This window comes from Haloactinospora alba, from assembly GCF_006717075.1.
In the GTDB taxonomy this organism is placed as follows: domain Bacteria; phylum Actinomycetota; class Actinomycetes; order Streptosporangiales; family Streptosporangiaceae; genus Haloactinospora; species Haloactinospora alba.
The window spans coordinates 3,797,775-3,813,126 of record NZ_VFQC01000001.1 but is presented as its reverse complement, the minus strand read 5'-3'; the positions used below and the strand labels follow the sequence as shown (position 1 = coordinate 3,813,126).

General features: G+C 65.4%; 16 protein-coding genes, 1 CRISPR repeat array and 1 riboswitch. Of the genes, 3 read left to right on the top strand and 13 right to left on the bottom strand.

What is annotated here, in order from left to right; all coding sequences use genetic code 11:
- Nucleotides 1–11 precede the first annotated feature (11 nt).
- Nucleotides 12–566: a hypothetical protein gene (locus FHX37_RS17320; RefSeq protein WP_141924870.1), complete on the top strand. Its 555-nt coding sequence runs from the start codon at nucleotides 12–14 to the stop codon at nucleotides 564–566.
- Nucleotides 567–624: 58 nt separating this feature from the next.
- Here the strand turns inward: FHX37_RS17320 and FHX37_RS17315 are convergent, their stop codons facing one another.
- The 4 genes from FHX37_RS17315 to FHX37_RS17300 form a co-directional block, all read right to left on the bottom strand.
- Complete coding sequence (locus FHX37_RS17315) at nucleotides 625–1,263, bottom strand: HAD family hydrolase (protein WP_141924869.1); 639 nt, start codon at nucleotides 1,261–1,263, stop codon at nucleotides 625–627.
- A gap of 231 nt (nucleotides 1,264–1,494) precedes the next feature.
- Nucleotides 1,495–1,725, bottom strand: a complete 231-nt coding sequence (locus tag FHX37_RS17310) for a hypothetical protein (RefSeq protein WP_141924868.1) — start codon at nucleotides 1,723–1,725, stop codon at nucleotides 1,495–1,497.
- A complete protein-coding gene (locus FHX37_RS17305) occupies nucleotides 1,722–1,940 on the bottom strand; it encodes a MerR family transcriptional regulator (RefSeq protein ID WP_246062335.1) in 219 nt (72 codons plus the stop codon). The genes FHX37_RS17310 and FHX37_RS17305 overlap by 4 nt, the downstream gene beginning before the upstream one ends.
- Nucleotides 1,937–2,407, bottom strand: coding sequence for a hypothetical protein (locus FHX37_RS17300; RefSeq protein WP_141924867.1), 471 nt, complete (start codon nucleotides 2,405–2,407; stop codon nucleotides 1,937–1,939). The genes FHX37_RS17305 and FHX37_RS17300 overlap by 4 nt, the downstream gene beginning before the upstream one ends.
- Nucleotides 2,408–2,609: 202 nt before the next feature.
- Here FHX37_RS17300 and FHX37_RS17295 point away from each other — a divergent pair, with 202 nt between their 5' ends.
- Both FHX37_RS17295 and FHX37_RS17290 read left to right on the top strand, forming a co-directional pair.
- The gene (locus tag FHX37_RS17295; RefSeq protein WP_141924866.1) at nucleotides 2,610–3,422 is read left to right on the top strand and encodes a helix-turn-helix domain-containing protein; all 813 of its coding nucleotides are present in this window, start codon (nucleotides 2,610–2,612) and stop codon (nucleotides 3,420–3,422) included.
- A complete protein-coding gene (locus FHX37_RS17290; RefSeq protein WP_141924865.1) occupies nucleotides 3,419–3,604 on the top strand; it encodes a DUF397 domain-containing protein in 186 nt (61 codons plus the stop codon). The genes FHX37_RS17295 and FHX37_RS17290 overlap by 4 nt, the downstream gene beginning before the upstream one ends.
- A 263-nt stretch (nucleotides 3,605–3,867) precedes the next feature.
- Here the strand turns inward: FHX37_RS17290 and FHX37_RS17285 are convergent, their stop codons facing one another.
- From FHX37_RS17285 to FHX37_RS17245, 9 genes are all read right to left on the bottom strand, one after another.
- Entirely contained in the window at nucleotides 3,868–4,464 is a 597-nt protein-coding gene (locus FHX37_RS17285; RefSeq protein ID WP_211351865.1) for a phosphotransferase, read from the bottom strand.
- 257 nt (nucleotides 4,465–4,721) lie between these two features.
- Nucleotides 4,722–5,726, bottom strand: coding sequence for a thiopeptide-type bacteriocin biosynthesis protein (locus FHX37_RS17280; RefSeq protein ID WP_141924864.1), 1,005 nt, complete (start codon nucleotides 5,724–5,726; stop codon nucleotides 4,722–4,724).
- A 46-nt stretch (nucleotides 5,727–5,772) separates the two neighbouring features.
- Entirely contained in the window at nucleotides 5,773–6,939 is a 1,167-nt protein-coding gene (locus FHX37_RS17275; RefSeq protein WP_211351864.1) for a lanthionine synthetase C family protein, read from the bottom strand.
- Nucleotides 6,936–10,007, bottom strand: a complete 3,072-nt coding sequence (locus FHX37_RS17270) for a lantibiotic dehydratase (RefSeq protein WP_141924863.1) — start codon at nucleotides 10,005–10,007, stop codon at nucleotides 6,936–6,938. Before FHX37_RS17270 ends, FHX37_RS17275 begins: the two co-directional genes overlap by 4 nt.
- Nucleotides 10,008–10,083: 76 nt before the next feature.
- Complete coding sequence (locus tag FHX37_RS17265) at nucleotides 10,084–10,227, bottom strand: FxLD family lanthipeptide (RefSeq protein WP_141924862.1); 144 nt, start codon at nucleotides 10,225–10,227, stop codon at nucleotides 10,084–10,086.
- 56 nt (nucleotides 10,228–10,283) lie between these two features.
- On the bottom strand, nucleotides 10,284–11,528 hold the full coding sequence (gene fxlM, locus FHX37_RS17260; RefSeq protein WP_211351863.1) for a methyltransferase, FxLD system: 1,245 nt from the start codon (nucleotides 11,526–11,528) through the stop codon (nucleotides 10,284–10,286).
- A gap of 29 nt (nucleotides 11,529–11,557) precedes the next feature.
- On the bottom strand, nucleotides 11,558–11,758 hold the full coding sequence (locus FHX37_RS17255; protein ID WP_141924861.1) for a TauD/TfdA family dioxygenase: 201 nt from the start codon (nucleotides 11,756–11,758) through the stop codon (nucleotides 11,558–11,560).
- A 394-nt stretch (nucleotides 11,759–12,152) separates the two neighbouring features.
- Nucleotides 12,153–13,343: a helix-turn-helix domain-containing protein gene (locus tag FHX37_RS17250; protein WP_281288318.1), complete on the bottom strand. Its 1,191-nt coding sequence runs from the start codon at nucleotides 13,341–13,343 to the stop codon at nucleotides 12,153–12,155.
- A 103-nt stretch (nucleotides 13,344–13,446) separates the two neighbouring features.
- Complete coding sequence (locus tag FHX37_RS17245; protein ID WP_141924859.1) at nucleotides 13,447–13,968, bottom strand: flavoprotein; 522 nt, start codon at nucleotides 13,966–13,968, stop codon at nucleotides 13,447–13,449.
- Nucleotides 13,969–14,644: 676 nt separating this feature from the next.
- A CRISPR array of direct repeats spans nucleotides 14,645–15,038; the repeat unit is 37 nt; unit sequence GTATCCACGGCCTCTTGGAGGCCGTCACCGTTGAAGG.
- A gap of 88 nt (nucleotides 15,039–15,126) precedes the next feature.
- A riboswitch (cobalamin riboswitch) is annotated at nucleotides 15,127–15,340 on the top strand.
- Nucleotides 15,341–15,352 lie beyond the last annotated feature (12 nt).

Below are 15,352 nucleotides of genomic sequence, written 5' to 3'. Positions count from 1 at the left end.
GGAGGACGGCAGTGACCCGCGTTACAACAGCCGACCTCGACCGGTTGGAGTTCCGGGCGGTGCAGTCCGGCGACCACGTCACGGTCGCGTTGGAGCTGCTGGACCTGGCCAACCGGGTCGCGGCCAACAGCGAGGTCTCCCGGGCCGAACTCCTCGTTCGCGCTGGAGAGCAGTGGGAGATGGCCCAGGAGCATGAGCGCGCCTCGGCCGCCTACCAGCGGGCCATCGACGACGGCGGCCCCACCGTCATCGACGCCCGCGCGTTGCAGGCCGGGGCGCTGTTCGAACTCGACCGCGTCGACGCGGCGTACGCGCAGTTGGAACGGTTACGCGCCGAGGGCCCGCGCAACCTGCCCACGGTCATCCACATCACCGAGAGCCTGCAGGCGCACGACGACCTGCAGGGCGCGCACACGTGGGCGACGCTCGGGGTCCGGCGCTTCCGCCACCAGGACGTGTCGCCCTACGTGCACGATCTGCTGCTGGAACTGCTGCGGGCACGCTTCCGCATCCGGGTGGACCTGGGACTCGCGGAGGACGAGTACGACCGGATGCTGGACGGGTGAGAGGCCCGCTGCCGCCGGTTCGGCCTTGAACGGGCCTCCCCCCGTGGCGTTTCCGGGATCAGGCGGCGAGGAGCAGCCGGGCCTGGCGGTAGGCCTCCAGCAGGTCCCCGCCCCGGTACTCGGCCCGGGCGAGCGGGGAGAGGTGGTGGTCGGCGTTGACCGCCACACTGTGGTGGAGGTGCTGGAACAGCGGCCCGTCCGATCGGGAGTCCCCGTAGGCCACGCACCGCGGCAGCGGGATGCCCTCGCGGTCGCGTACCTCCTCGACGATACGCACCTTGTCCGCCGGCGTGAGGATGTCCTCCGCCACCGGCGGTCCGGCGAACGGCGGTTCGGGGTAGCCGGAGGCCATCACCTCGTCGAAGCCGAACTCGCGCAGCCGCCGGGCGTAGAAGTCCGAGGACATCGTGATCACCAGGGAGCGCTCCCCACGCGCGCGGATGTCGGCGCACACGTCGTTGATGCCCGCGATGAACGGGGACTTGGCGAACGCCCGGTCCACGTGCTCACGGGTGAGGTCGCTCCAGATGCCGTAGAGGGTGAGGGAGAACTCCCGGGTGTCGATCTCCCCCGCGGAGAACCGGCGTTCCAGTTCCAACAGCTCGGGCTCGGTGCCGCAGGCGCGCGCGATCTCCAGGTTCGCGCTGGTGCCGGTGATGAGGGTGCCGTCCATGTCGAACACGTGTAAGTAACTCACATGGCCGTTGTCTAGCACATCGGGGGTGATCCGCTCATCGTGTTTTTTCTCGGGTGCCTTTTGGGGCCGGACCCCGGAGGAGAGCGCCCGAGGTGAGGGGCGTGCGCGGTCCCCACCGCACACGCCCCCCTCTGTGCGCCTGGGCCTGGCGCGTCCGGGCAGTGGCCCTGTACCTGTGGTCCGGGCCCGTGGCAGGCCCTACGTCACGTCACCGCGTTCTGTCGCGGGGCCTCATGGTTGCCATGGGACGCCTCCCTCGGTGTCGCGCTGGTGTGGGACGGCTGCCTCGTCCGTGTCCCCGTCCTCGGCGCCGCTGGTCCCGAGCAGGGCGTCCAACCGGTGGTGCAGCTCGATGCTGAGCTCGCGTACCCGGTTGAGCCAGAACGCGTGGTCCTCGGTGGCCTGGACGAGCTGCTCAACCAGGTCGCGCAGTTCGCGGCGTTCCTGTGGGGTGAGGTTCACGCCTGCTCACCCCCGTCCTGGTGGTGGATGGTGGCCATCAGGGTGTGGACATCGTCCGGGAGGAACCGGCGGTGCCCGCCCGGGGTGACCAGGACCGGGGTCAGGTGGCCCTCGCGTACCCAGGTGTTGACGGTGGAGGTGGTCACGCCGAAGGCCTCGGCCACATCACCCGGACGCAGCAGGCGGGGACGCAGCCAGGTGCCGTCACTACTCACTGGCCCACCCCCGTCATGTTCTCCTCGCGCTGGGCCAGCCACTGGCGCACCAGCGGGGACAGTTCCGCGCGGACATCGTCGATCCCATCGCCGTACGTCGGTGAGACGTGAGGTTCCGGCGCGGAGACAGTGGCACCACAGGCCGGGCAGCGCCGTCCTTCCTCCTGTTCCTGCCGGTGGTGTTCGTGCTGGGTCACGTAGGGCCGCACGGGGCTGTGCTCCTCGGGATCGAGCAGCTCGGGTTCGGGAAGTCGGCCGGTGACCGGCTCTGGCAGTGCTTCCACAGCTGTCGGCGGCGGCACGGTGAACCGACGCGCCGTGGCGCTGCGCCGGTGCGGGGGCGGCGGTGCGGTGCGCGGACGTGGTTGTTCGTGGCGATCCCGGGGGCGCTGGGGTGGGAATAGGGCAACGGTCAGTACCGCGAGCAGCGTCCACAGGGACGCGAGGGTGCGAATAAACTGGAGCACCGTCATCGACTCCTATTCAGTCGGTGGCCACACCCCCGGGGAGTTTGGGCTCCCGCGGGGGTCCTTTTGTGTCACTCAGGTGTGACGTGGATTGGATTCACCATCCCATCGATGTAGATGTGGTGACCATGCATCGGTTTAACCTGCGATTATTTCGTATAAGACATGGTTGTGTTTGGTAATTCTTTGGTAAAACATATGTATGGTGGTAGAGAACGATGGGGTAGCGCGGAAGGTCGGAGCAGAGGTTCGACGGTTGCGGCGCTACGCAGGATATTCGCAGCAAGCGCTGGCTGACCGGATTCCGGTATCGCAATCAGCTCTCAGTGACATCGAGCGGGGGCGAGCGCACACCAAAAAGGACCAAGTCGAACGAATCGACCATATCCTTACCGCTCGTGGACGCTTGGTAGCCACGTGGGAGACGCAGCACGAGGAATACATTCCCCCCGAGTGGTACAAACAAGTTCCCGAAATGGAGCGCCAGGCGACTGAGATCCAGGACTACAATCCCCTGGTCATACCAGGAATGCTCCAGACCGAGCCCTATGCGCAAGCTGTCATCCGAGCTGGCGACCGAGTCGCCGCCGATGAGCGAGTACAAGCCAAGGCGCGTGCCCGTGTTGAGAGGCAAGAGGTCCTACACCACGAACGTCCGCCCTTTTTCCTCGCAGTGGTTGACGAGACCGTGCTGTACCGCCGCCTTGGCAGCCCTGAAGCTATGAGGGGACAACTGGGGCACCTACGGGAAGTCTCCGCATGGCCCCGAACGGAGATACTGGTGGTTCCTAGCCGCACGTGGGACCACCCTGGCTTGGATGGTGGCTTCCACCTGCTGAAAGTTCCTGGGATTGGGACGATCGTGTACCAGGAGGCCCGCTCAACCGGAAGCGTCTCTGCTGATCCTAAGATCGTGGATACACACCTTGGCCTGTTAGGACATCTCAGAGGTGTCGCGCTTCCTCCCGACCAATCACGGATTCTGGTTGAGAAGGCATATGAGGAGTACAGTTGAGCATCATAGAACCCCACTGGCACAAAGCTAGCTACAGTCAGGCAGAGAGCAACTGCGTGGAGGTCGCTGAGGGCCCTATCACCGCTGTCCGCGACACGCAGAACCGCCAGCTCGGCCACCTGTCGTTCTCCGCTGCCGAGTGGAAGGCGTTCCTCACCGAGGTCCGCGCCGACCGCCTGTAATCCTCGTCCTGCGGCGCTCCGGCCACGGTCCGGAAAGTAACCAGCCTCCGGTCATGACCGGAGGCTGGTTCCGTGTACGCAGAAGCGCGCGGAGCTGCGCAGCCAGCCTTAGCCGTCGCTCGGGTAGGTCATCCAGCCCAGACGCGTCCGCCCTCTCTAGCGGGTTGTACAGGTGTTGTCTCCCAGCGCGGAAGTGCTGCGAGGGGCCCAATCATTCCCTTGGGGCTGTTGCCTGAGAGGCGCACCGGTCGTTGCGGGAACGGTCATGGTTGGAAACGGCGCAGGAGGAGGTCTGCTCGCTGGCGGAGTGGTTGGGTCAGGGCGCGAAGGTCGTCGCGGTGGGGCGCGGCATGGAGAAGCTCGGTGATGGTGACGAGTTCGGCGAAGCGACCGGTGGAAGTGTTCAGAAGGTGGGCGAGCTCGTGGCGGATACGTGCGGCTAAGGAAGGGAGAAGAAGGCTGTAGCTGTGGAGCATGGCGGCGTCGTATCCGGTGGGAGCCAAGCCCCAGCCTTCCCAGTCGAAGAGGTAAAGCTGGGGTGCGCAGAGGTTGGCCCAGTGTAGGTCCCCGTGTGCGGTGGCCCAGGAGGAGACGGTGGTGTTGATGGGGGCACCGAGGTAGGTGGGCATGGCCCAGTCGAGGTACCGCTGAGGAACGGTGTGGCGCTGGGTGGGTACGACGGCGATCCTGTCGAGAGTCGTGCGCAACGTGTGCCACCAGGGTGAGGGCAGTTCCGGCACGGTTTCCGGGACCGGCGACTCGGCGACGGGCTGATGAGTAGAGAGATCGTAGAGCTCGGCGCGGTAGTTCCAGTGGTGCTCGTGCCAGTCGTGGACAGTGCGAAGGTAAGGACGGGGCACTGAATCGGGGATGGCATGTGCGGCATCCCGTGCGCCTTCCCAAAAGGTTGGGGCGATGTGTCCTGCGGGAGCACAGGCCAAGCGCAGCCAGCCGGAACCCTCTGGAGTCGTCACAGGACCGCTGAGGGTTCGTCCCTGCCAGCCCCATACTTCGTGTGAGTGGGGTGCGGGGCTGAGGTCGAGGGCATGCCGGGCACGGTGGTGCGCGGCACGCATCCGTCGCACGGTTTCCGAATTCTGAGGTTGTGGATGCATCATCAGTCCTGCGCGATGGGGCTGAGTGGAGTCATGAGGACATCGCGGGCGGTGTGTGACAGGGCTGCCTGAACGTGTGCGCTCAGACCGATGCGGTTGAGATGAAAGATCACGTGGTGGGCGAGGATGGCGCGCAGCCCGCGGTCCAGCGTTCCGTTGTGCCCGGCTGTGGCCAGGTGGCGGCCGGTGGTGCCGGCGGCTGTGAACCACGAGGCGGCGTACCACAGAGGGCCAGTGGCCTCGAAGAGAGGACTGGTGGGCGAGGTGTCCACGCTGAGGAGCCGACGAAGCTGTGATGCTGTCGCCTGTGGGGTAACGGTCCCCGAGGGGCGCGGGCGCATCTGGCAGACACGGTGCCAGACGTCGCCTTGTTCGTGGCGGTCGAGCCGTGCGTTGCGGAGCAGGGTGGTGCACCAGAGAACGGCGACCTCACGGCGGCCGACGCGACGGTGGGCCACTTGTTCGGGATCGTTGTTGCGTAGGTAGCTGAGAATCCCGGCACTGTCGGCGTGGAACAAGTGGTGGGCGGGGCCGATGCCGGCGGGGCCGCCGAAGGCCAGGATCTCGGGTTCGTAGTGGCTTTCCCACCACCGCTGGACTCTACCTGTGGCGGTAAGGGCATCGAGCACGCTGGTGAGGGCCGCCGTGGCCTCGTTTGCGGTGGTCGTGGGAGTGGCGCGGTAGCGCAGGCGCCAGCAGGGGTGTTTGCGCAGGAACCACCATGCGGCCAACGTTCCGTTCGCCTGGGCCTGCTGGAGGGCAGGGCCGATGTGGGTGGCTACGGTGTGCTCGGCGGTGGCCCAGTTGCAGAACTCGATATTGAGGTGCTGCCAGCCGGGGGCCTGGTTCCGCAAGGCGCTACGTCCCGCCTCGCAGTAGACCTGGACGGCATCGGCGAGATCACTGGGTTGTATTCCGATGCGGGCGGCGGATGTGGCCAGCGGCGTGCCACCGAGGACGGCTAGCACTGCCTTCTCAGCGTCCTGGGGTAGTGGGATGGTCTCCATGGCTGACTCGTCTCCCCAGTCGTGATTGGTCGCACAGTCGGAGGGGTCATGCCAGTAGCAGGCAGGCGTCCCAGCCGCAGGGCATGGTGGGGGTTTTAGCGGTGAGTGCTGCCAGCGCTACTCCGTGCGTGCCGTTGAGGAACCCGCGGCTGGTGGGCGCGTGTTGTCGCAGGAGCGCATGCAGTCGTGGGCGGTGTGTGGTGAACGTGGCGGGGGCGTCTTCGGCCATGCGGTGGAGGGTCTGCAGTATCCCGGCGGCTCCGTGGCAGATCCCGGCGTCGCTGACGCGGGCGAGCTGGCTACGGTCGGACAGGCACGCCAGCATGGCGTGCTCAGCCAGGCGCTGGCGTTCCGGATCGTCCAGTGCTATACCCGCGAGTTGTTGGGCGCGAGCCAGCCCTGGCGTGCCATAGCACCAGCTGGGCCGTGGCCGATGCGCGCGTCTTGTTTCTTCCTTGGCTTTTTCCGTGGGGGTGGTGATCCAGTAGGGCCAGCGCGTTCCGCTCTGCGTATCTGTGCGGACAGTATCGAGCCAGGCGCAGATGTGCTCGATAGCATCACGCTGGGCATCGACGAGCGTGCCGCGCCGAGCGGCCAGGGAGAGGAGGGCCAAGGGGCCAGCGACGCCGTGAGCCATGCCGAGGTTCGCGTGGCCCCGGGGGAACCGTTCAGTGATCCGTCCGGAGGGGCCCTGTCGGCTCCACCACCCGGGCAGTCGTTGGTCATCGCGTGGTAAAGGGCGGGTGAGACGAACCAGATACGCCAGGACCGCTTTGAGTGTTGGGGAGTCCGCGTCGCGGCACAACAAGTAAGCTCCGAGTCCGGTCAGCCCGTAGAAAAGGTCGTATTCGTTCAGGTCCGGCCGTTGGCGGCGGTCGATACGGGCGTGGGCGGCCTCAAGACGGCGTTGGGTGATGCGAACGACCGTGTCGTCGAGTAGCCGTAGAGCGTTCTCGTAGCCGCCGATGCTGGATGCTGCGGTGTGCAGGGCGAAGGCAGCGGCGGGAGCACCGAGGTAGAGCGAGGCATGCTCATCGGCGATGAGGTCACAGGCGCAGGTGGCCAGGACTTGGTGCGCCTGCCACGTGGATCCGAATCCCGTCCGGGCATGGGCGATGTGCAGGAGTGCCTCGCCAGCGGTGCCACTGGCGAGGCACTGGGCACGGATGTGTGGTGGGGACGCTTCGGCAGTACCGGCGGAGACCACGGTCACGAGTGCGCTCCTTCGTTTCGTGCTGCCCAGGTCAGAGCGGCGGAACGCGCGAGCTGGTAGCAGAGCTTCTCGCCGTCCTCATCGACGCCGAGAGCGCGGAGATGGTGTGCGTGCAGGAGGGAGGGCAGCACGCTGCGCGGTCCAAGCTCGTGCTTCGGAATGAGCAGGTCGCGGTATACCCCCAACGTGTGGCGGCGTTCGCGCCAGGCTGCGGTGACCCGGTCACTGCCGGGAAGGTGTCTCAGTGCTGCGAAGGTGTCGTTGGGGTCGGCCAGTTTCCTGGCCTCGTGGTGCAGCTGGCGCGGGGTCCGGGCTGTTGCGGGGTTGGGGGGATGGTCGATGAACCATCGCGTGCCGGTGGCGGTGCCGCCGGTGAGACTGATCGCCATGTCGACGAGGCTGGCTGCGGCCAGAACCTGGGGATGGACTGTTCCGGTGCTGCTGAGGGCGATTTGGGCCAGCGCGGCGGTGGAGTCGGCGATGAAGACGTCATAGGCGGCGTGCAGGGTGTCCCCCTGGCCGTAGCGTCCGGTCTCTGGGACGTCGGTGTCCCACCGCATGCGACCGGCCAGTCCGTGCTGCCGCAGCTCGGTTGCCCACATGCCTGCCTGTTGGGCCAGTGAGGCGAAGTCGTGGGGGCGGGGCAGGTGGAACCGGAGGTGCAGCTGGTCGCTCTGGCGCACGAACCACCACGAAGGGGAGACGGGCCAGACTTCGACGGCCTCCTGTAGGCGGGTGAGGACTTCGGACATGTGCTGGGGGTGGCAGTGGAGCGTGAGGCAGGCCCATGGGGAAACACCCGGTACATGCTCGTGGTCGGGGGAGAGGGGAGCCACCTGGTGCGTCGGTGCATGGGTGTTGGCAGGGGTCGGAGGAAGAGTGGTGGCGAGGGCGAGGGTGATCTCGTGGGGGCGATCATCGAACCATTCGGAGGCACCCGGCTCGGGTGCCTCGCGTATCCGTGCGTGACCGGTGCGGTTGAGTTCGGTGCGTAGCAGGGATGCATCAGCAGGATCGTCCAGGAACAGTCGTAGCCGCCGGTCGTCATCACCGAGATGGACGGTCGCTGGAGCACCGAAGCGTTCGCGCCATCGCCGTAGGCTTTCGTGCCAGTGGGCGAACGCGGCGCTGGAGGGAGCCAGATCCTCTGCGGTGATGGTCCAGGTGGCCGGGGTGAGGATGCTGCGGTGATAGCGAATACGCGGAACGAACGGCAGCCGTGCGGCAGCGCCCCAGGTGAACGGTCCTACGGCGGCGGTACGTGCGCGGGGGAGTTCGCACAGAAACCGGGCCAGTGGGTGAGTGAAGGTAGCGAAGTCCACCGTGGTCAACGCGGCGGGTTCGACGATCCGTCCAGTCTCCAGCACGACGAGGTACAGGCCGGTGTCATCGGCGGTGACGGCCAGATCCTCCAGCCCGAGCGCGGGGTCGGGATCCTCGCGGTGTTCGCTGAGGGAAACCACGGTGGGCCACACAGCAGGGGCACGACTGACGTTGTCGGTGTGTGGGTGGAGCGGTGGGCTGGAGAGCTGAGCTTGGACCGCGGACTCACTCAGGGTGGGAAGGCGGGCATAGGCAGCGGCCATACGGCCGCGGTCGTGCGGGGCGAGGAGGGGAAGGAACCGGCCTGCGGTGGCTCCGGCCGCCGGTGCCATACCACTGGCAACGAGTGTGAAGTCGCCGTTGTCCAGCGCATCACTGCTGGAAGCGTGCAGACAGAAGCGCAGGTCGATGTGGGACGGAGGGCGGTCGGCATCGTGGGATTCGAGGTCGGCGACCATGTCGTCAGTGAGAACGACCTCACGGTTGCCCTCACACGCAGCCCGTTGCGCCAGGGCCAACAACTGTTCGTCGCGACGTGTCAGACTGCGGGTGGGACGCTCGTGAAGCGAGCCACGGTATCCTCCGGGAAGCCCCAGGCCACGGTTGGGGTCGGTCACATCCCGCAGAGGCACCATCGCTCCTGGGCCGTAATGGGTGAGGAACCGGGCGTGGTATTCCCGCCAGGCGGGCGGGCCCGAGGGGTACGGGCTCAGACGCGCCAGGACACCAGCGGTTCGCTCGGCCTCACGCGCCACCGTTGTGGGCAGGGTCAACGTGCAGTCCAACCGCAGGTCACAAGTAACGAGAGGGGCGGTGGAACCGTGGGAGCGCATCGACTGGCCCAGATCGGCCCGTAGCATCCGCTGCTGTGACGGCGAAGCCTCATCATGGGCGGCTAGCATCGCCTGCACATGCCGCAGGAGCTTGACGTGCGGTTCCGCACTGGGAATGTCGTGCGCCTGGATGGCGTCAAGCTGATCCAGAACGTGACCAAGTGCGTCGTCCTTGGTCATGGGCGGGTGCAGACTGGTGACCAGCATGCCGTGAGCGACCAGGTTCTCCAGCAGCTCTTCTATGGCTCCTGCGGGAAGGGCGGGATAGTCAACGGCGAGCGTTTCGACCACATCTCCGGCGGTGACGGGAGAGGCCGCGCTAGCCACCACACGTCGCACTGCGGGAGTGTGGCGTACACTGACCTCGCCCGGAACAAGTCGGCTCTCGTGTGACGCCCGCGCGCACGGCAGCACCAACCGCTCTCCCCGGACGAAGCAGGTGGAATCGACCACCACGGGCAGGCGCATCAACAGTTCTCGGCAGGACTCCAGACGGGCGATCATCGCAGCGAGCCAGTGCGCCTCCGCTCCCGCAGTAAGTCGGTGCTCCTCCCCCCAGCGCAACGACATGCGTGGTCCGAACTCGGTGGAGGCGATTCCAGCGAACATCCCAAACGGGGTGGCCCGGTGCCTCAGGCGCAGCACGTAGCGGTACAAGCTGGCGGCCGCGCGTCGCACTGACTTGGGTAGGTGCTCTTCCCCAGCGCGCAACGAATCGAGCTGACGAGCGAGGCCGGGGCTGGCGAGCTCGACAGCCTCAGCCACGAACGGCTGGGACCACACCTGGTTGATCCATACTTTCCACTCCTCGAGATACTCTGGAGCATCCACCGGGCCTGGCGCTGGGGGAAGAGCCAGCGTGCTGGGATAGGCGGCCGTGCGCAACAGGGCGGCGTCAACGAAACGGTACACCGACGCTCACTCTCTCCTTGTTGGTTCGGGTGGCCAGGCGTTCCGTCGTGTGCGCCTGGCCACCCGAACCGTTCGGTCATTCGGTGAAGCAGCCCACACAGGCGCTTTCGTTGGAGCTGCCACAGTTGTCACTGGTCTGGTTCATCAGCTCGACGGCGGCCACGCTCTGCTCCAGGAAGGTCACGTCCAGGTCGAGGTCACGAAAGTCCGGGGAGTCCATGTCGTTTCTCCAATCTGAAAACGGATGTACACAGCTCCCTGTCCCGCCCACAGGGCTCAGTACTGTGAAGCGGGCCAGGAGATCGTGAAGCGATGAGTGGGACGTTCTATGACACGTCCCCTTGGCATGGCCGTTTCGGGCGCGTTGGAGGGATGGGCCCGCAGGTGCGCCCGCTGTCCCCGAACCTGGCGATCCCAGGCCTGGACACGGGCCACCAGACGCTGGGCGGTCTGCTCAGCACGGGGTCCATGGGCCGTGGCTCCGAACTCGAACACCGTGCGCTGCTGGTCCGTCGGGCGCATCGTCAGGTAGGCAAACGAGGTGCCCTCATCATCTATGAGAGCGGAGATCCCCATCGGCGAGGCGGAGGTGACCAGCCCCCGGTCACGTGCCGCCCGGCTGGCCACCAGCAGCGCGTAATTGTCCAGAACGGTGGCCAGCCACAGGTCGAGGTCGTCGTAGGGCAACCCGCGACCCATGGTGACCTGCGACCACGCCTGCACACCCGCCTCCGGCAGTGCCTGCCGCAACGGTTCGGATCTCTCCACGTGCCAGCCGTCCAGCCGCATCCCCACATGGGCGTCCTCGTCCTCATGCAGCACCACCAGCTGCTCCTGATGCGCGGCAGCGCCGCGCATCGGAACGAAACCGCACACTTCATAGTCACGGGAGACCAACTGGTCGGAGACGCGTTCGAACGACACCGACCGGGTCAACCCTCGCAACCGTAGTGGAACGACGATTCGCCCGGAGGCGGTGAGTTGGTCCACCCACGCTGGTGCGATATCGGCCGTCTCAACGGTGACCAGGACGCGGTCGAAAGGAGCGTACTGGGGAACACCGTGGGCGCCGTCGGTCACACACGTGCGTACCTGGTCGTATCCGGCTGCAGGAAGCAGGCGACGGGCCCGACTAACTACATCAGGATCGATGTCGATGCTGGTGACCTCGCCCTCAGGGCCAACCAGCTCAGAAATCAGGGCAGCGTTGTATCCACCCGAGCCGATTTCCAGCACACGCATCCCGGAACGAAGGTCGGCCTGTTCCAGCATGAATGCTTGGATCCGGGCGGCACTGACCGAACTCAGCGACACCCCCTGCTCGTTGCGTTTGGTCACCAACGCCCGCTCGGCGGCATAGGCGTGCTCCGTGCTCTCCTCCGGCAGGAAAAGATGACGGGGAACCCGGTGCAGCGCTGCCGCGACTGCCTCGGTGCGCACCGCGTTCAGCCCGCGCAGCTCCTCGATCATCGCCTCGCGCAGGGGCGCGGCGCGGTCAGAGCCAGTTGTCTCCGTGTCCACGTGATCCGTCCTCGTGAGTGTCGTGGTGATTATTCGGTCGGAAGCGCCCAGGTGGAGAAGAACTCTGAGGACACGGCCATATCGGTGCGGTGGGTTCCCAGAGCACGAAGCATGACGCGTTCACCCGAGAAGCCGCGGCGGCCGTGCAGCCAACGGGTGTTGTCCACGATGACGCCCTCTCCCGTTTCCAGGTGGAGATCGTGGGCGTTGCTCGGACCGTCTGGCGTGATTGCCCCAGATGAGGATGCGCGCGGAGAGAGAAGCGCACCCGCTCATCCAGTCGCATCCGGATGGACCAGCGCTCCGGAACCACATCTTCGAACGCCGGCGCGGCGTGCCCATGCGCACCTCTGAAGTAGGCTGCTCCGCGCTGGCTCAACGTGTGCACGGCCAGCTCGGTGAGGACGTCGTGGCCGTCAACCGGGATAGGGGCGCACCAACATCAGCAACTATGGGGCGGCGCGCCACTGTTGTCCGGGGGTAGGTACGCCGAATTTCATATTCCGCGCAGCCTTCAAGGAATGAGGTACGCGCTCGCAACGGTCGGGGATCGCTCATGGCGGAGATCGTTGCAAACCCTCGACCCACGGATTTCACAACTGTGAAATTAGGGAAGCCTCAGTGCTAGTGTGGAACTCCCATGCGGGCAGCCATTCCCCGCAGAGCGCGTCCACTGGCATTCCGCCGGGCGCGTTCAGTTAACACTGACACCGCCTCGTGTACCCGTGCGTTGTTGCGGATGGCTTGCGGCGCGTACCGTTCCGCCTGCGACAGCCACGGCACCGCATCGTCTCCTGTGCTGGGATCGCGGGCCAGCGCCCGTCCCACATCAGCGTGTAGCGCTGCTATCCGGGAGTTCCAGAATCTGTCGATATCAACCTCATAGGCCGATGACCGCACCTGTTTCGGCGGAGTCTGCAGCTCCACCTGGATGGCTACTCTCCAAATTCTGACGTTCTCCATTGAGAACGATCCCCAGTTCGACTTGGGGGAGTTGGGTACGTGACGGGCGAGAGCCTCGGCCTCCTCCAGCCAGTTGTAGGCTTCCTGCTCCCGCAACGCTGAAGCCGCCGCGAGCCCTGCTGTCAGGGTCACCATTCCCAGTGGGCACAGCGACATCGCATCGCCCCTACGCAGCTCCTGCAGTCGGTCGGCGGTTTGGCTCGCCACGTGCAGGTTGCGTTCCCACCCGTGGCGACCGTGTGTCAAGGTCTGTATCCGCAGATAATCTGCGCGCGCCCGGTATACGGGTGTATCCAGCACATGCGCGGCCTCAACCGCACGAGTGGCAGCGATGTGCGCCAACTGGGGATAACCCAAATGTTTGGCGGTCATAGTGGCTGTGGAACACGTTTCGATCAACAGATCCAGCGCCTGACGCTGCTCATGTTCCCGTCCGTGAGAGACGTGGAAATGGAGTTCGTCGAGCAAGTTCGGTAGGGAGTCGACCAGTGCGATGTAGTTTGCTTGGCGCTGCAGTGTTGTCGTCTCCCGCACCAGGCGGGCCAGCTCCCCCAATGGCCGTGCCTCCACGACGACGGCATCGTGCAACCGATTGGTCGTCAGTGCGGTCTCCAGCGGCGGTATCACCGTATGGGGGCGGGCCTGTTCGGCATCAGGGGTGAGGTGTGGGCCTCCCACCAGATCCGTCTCAGACACTTCCAGAGCGGCGGCAAGAGACGAAATGTGACTGCGCCGATCCAACAATCTCCTGCCGTTCTCCAGCATAGAGATATAACTGGTGGTTACCCCGCTTAGGCCAGCGAGTTGTGCCTGGGTCATACCGCGCCACCGGCGCAGGGTGGCCAACCGCATCCCAGCGGTGGCATCTCCGCGGTCTCGCTTGTACATCACGGTTCTCTCTCGCGAGGAGAAACACTGGACGGCGTTCCGAACGTCACCCACGAGGTATGTGAGGTTATGTCTCTGTTGTGGGATTATCTGCCACCTCTTCCACCGTGGAGACCACTGTGGACCACGCGGGAAGGCGGTAACCCGCTGCCTCTTCCATGTCATGGACGACGCGAGCGCCCATAGACCGCACCGCTGAGATACTGGTTTCACAGGCGATATGGCCGGAGAGCTTGGCGTTGATCTGAGGGGCCACAACCGTGGGGACACCAGCCCCCAGCATTTCGCACATCACCGCAGCCGCCATAGTGTCACCGATTCCTGCGGCAACCTTGTTAAGGGTAGTGAACGTGAGCGGGCAGGCCAGTATCACCTGTGGTGGTGGCAACGCCGTTCCCGTGCCGGGGCGGCGCCACTCCACCCATGTCGATGCACCCGTAGTACGCTCTATCGCTTCCAGGTCATGGAATCGCTGCCCCATCGGGGTGGACAGGACAGCCACCTCCCAACCGCGCTGGTGCAACTGCCGTACAAGGTCAGCAACTGGTTCTTGGGGGGACGGAGCTCCGGAGGTCACGAGATACAGCATGGGTCGCAGCGTAGCGAGAACCTCTTACTGTGCTATGCGGTGGTTCACCGCATCCCACTCAGGGATGAGCGGACCATGTTCCAACGTTGGGAAGCGTTAGCAAGACGGGTGTACAAGTCGGCCCAGACGAACGGGCCCCGAGCAGGTGTCCCCATCGTGCCTAAACTCGTTTGCTCCGAGGGCAATGGAGCGTCTTGAAGGTCAGTGGCAAGATGTCCAGGCCAGTGGGGTCCGGACAGAACGCGGAAGTACCAGCTTCCAGGTTGGTTCCTGCTATCGATGGGGATGGCCATTACGAGCTCGCCTTTGCGGTTTCTCACGAACACAAGGGAGCTGCTCTGATTCCCGTCGCTGAGGTCACCAATCTCGCCATGCCTGAGGGCCACAAACACTCGATCGCGACTTGGATGTCACACTCCCAGCGATGAATCCCACTTCGGCTCCGAGCGGCGGACCGTGTTACCAGCGCAGTTCGCTGGTGCCTGCGCCGGTGTGGGTGGTGTGAGTATGGTGGTGGTCTGTTGCGGATGATGGGGGTGTGGCAGTACCGCGAACCGGGAGTGGTCATCGATTCCCGGGGAGGTTCCCAAGCATAATCTGGGGCAAAACGGTCAGAGACGTGGGGTTCAGGAGCTATCTTTCGATTTCTTCTATGCATTTCCCCTGGTCATCTGCCGTATCCACGGCCTCTTGGAGGCCGTCACCGTTGAAGGACCGCCGTCCATGGCCCAGTACACGTGCGGCTGGTATCCACGGCCTCTTGGAGGCCGTCACCGTTGAAGGTCTATGCCGTTGACCGCCCGATCGACGGTCATGTATCCACGGCCTCTTGGAGGCCGTCACCGTTGAAGGATCCACCTCCTGACGCGTCCCGCGGCACGAAAACCGTATCCACGGCCTCTTGGAGGCCGTCACCGTTGAAGGCGCGGGGGATCATCAGTGGCTGGGAGACCCCGGACGGTATCCACGGCCTCTTGGAGGCCGTCACCGTTGAAGGACCTGGACCGCTTACGAATTCTCCGACAAGACCCTGGTATCCACGGCCCGTTGAAGGCCGTCACCGTTAAAGCCCCGTCCTGTCACACCAGGTGCGTTCCGCTCATCGTTTTTCCTGACACGCTCATCTTGCGTCGTTCGCTTGCAGTCGACACCAGATGTAGTATCGCTCGTGCTGGTGGTTCGCCAGGGGTGACGCTCCTGGCGAGGCGACAGGGAACCCGGTGTGAATCCGGGGCTGCCCCGCAGCGGTAAGCGGGAACGACGGCCGCCGAACAGGCACTGGGCGCGCAGCGCCCGGGAAGCCGCGGCCTAGGACGGGAGGACCCCTCCCACGCCCGCGAGCCCGAAAACCTGCCACCGGTGTGCAGGAACGTCCTGCACCGTA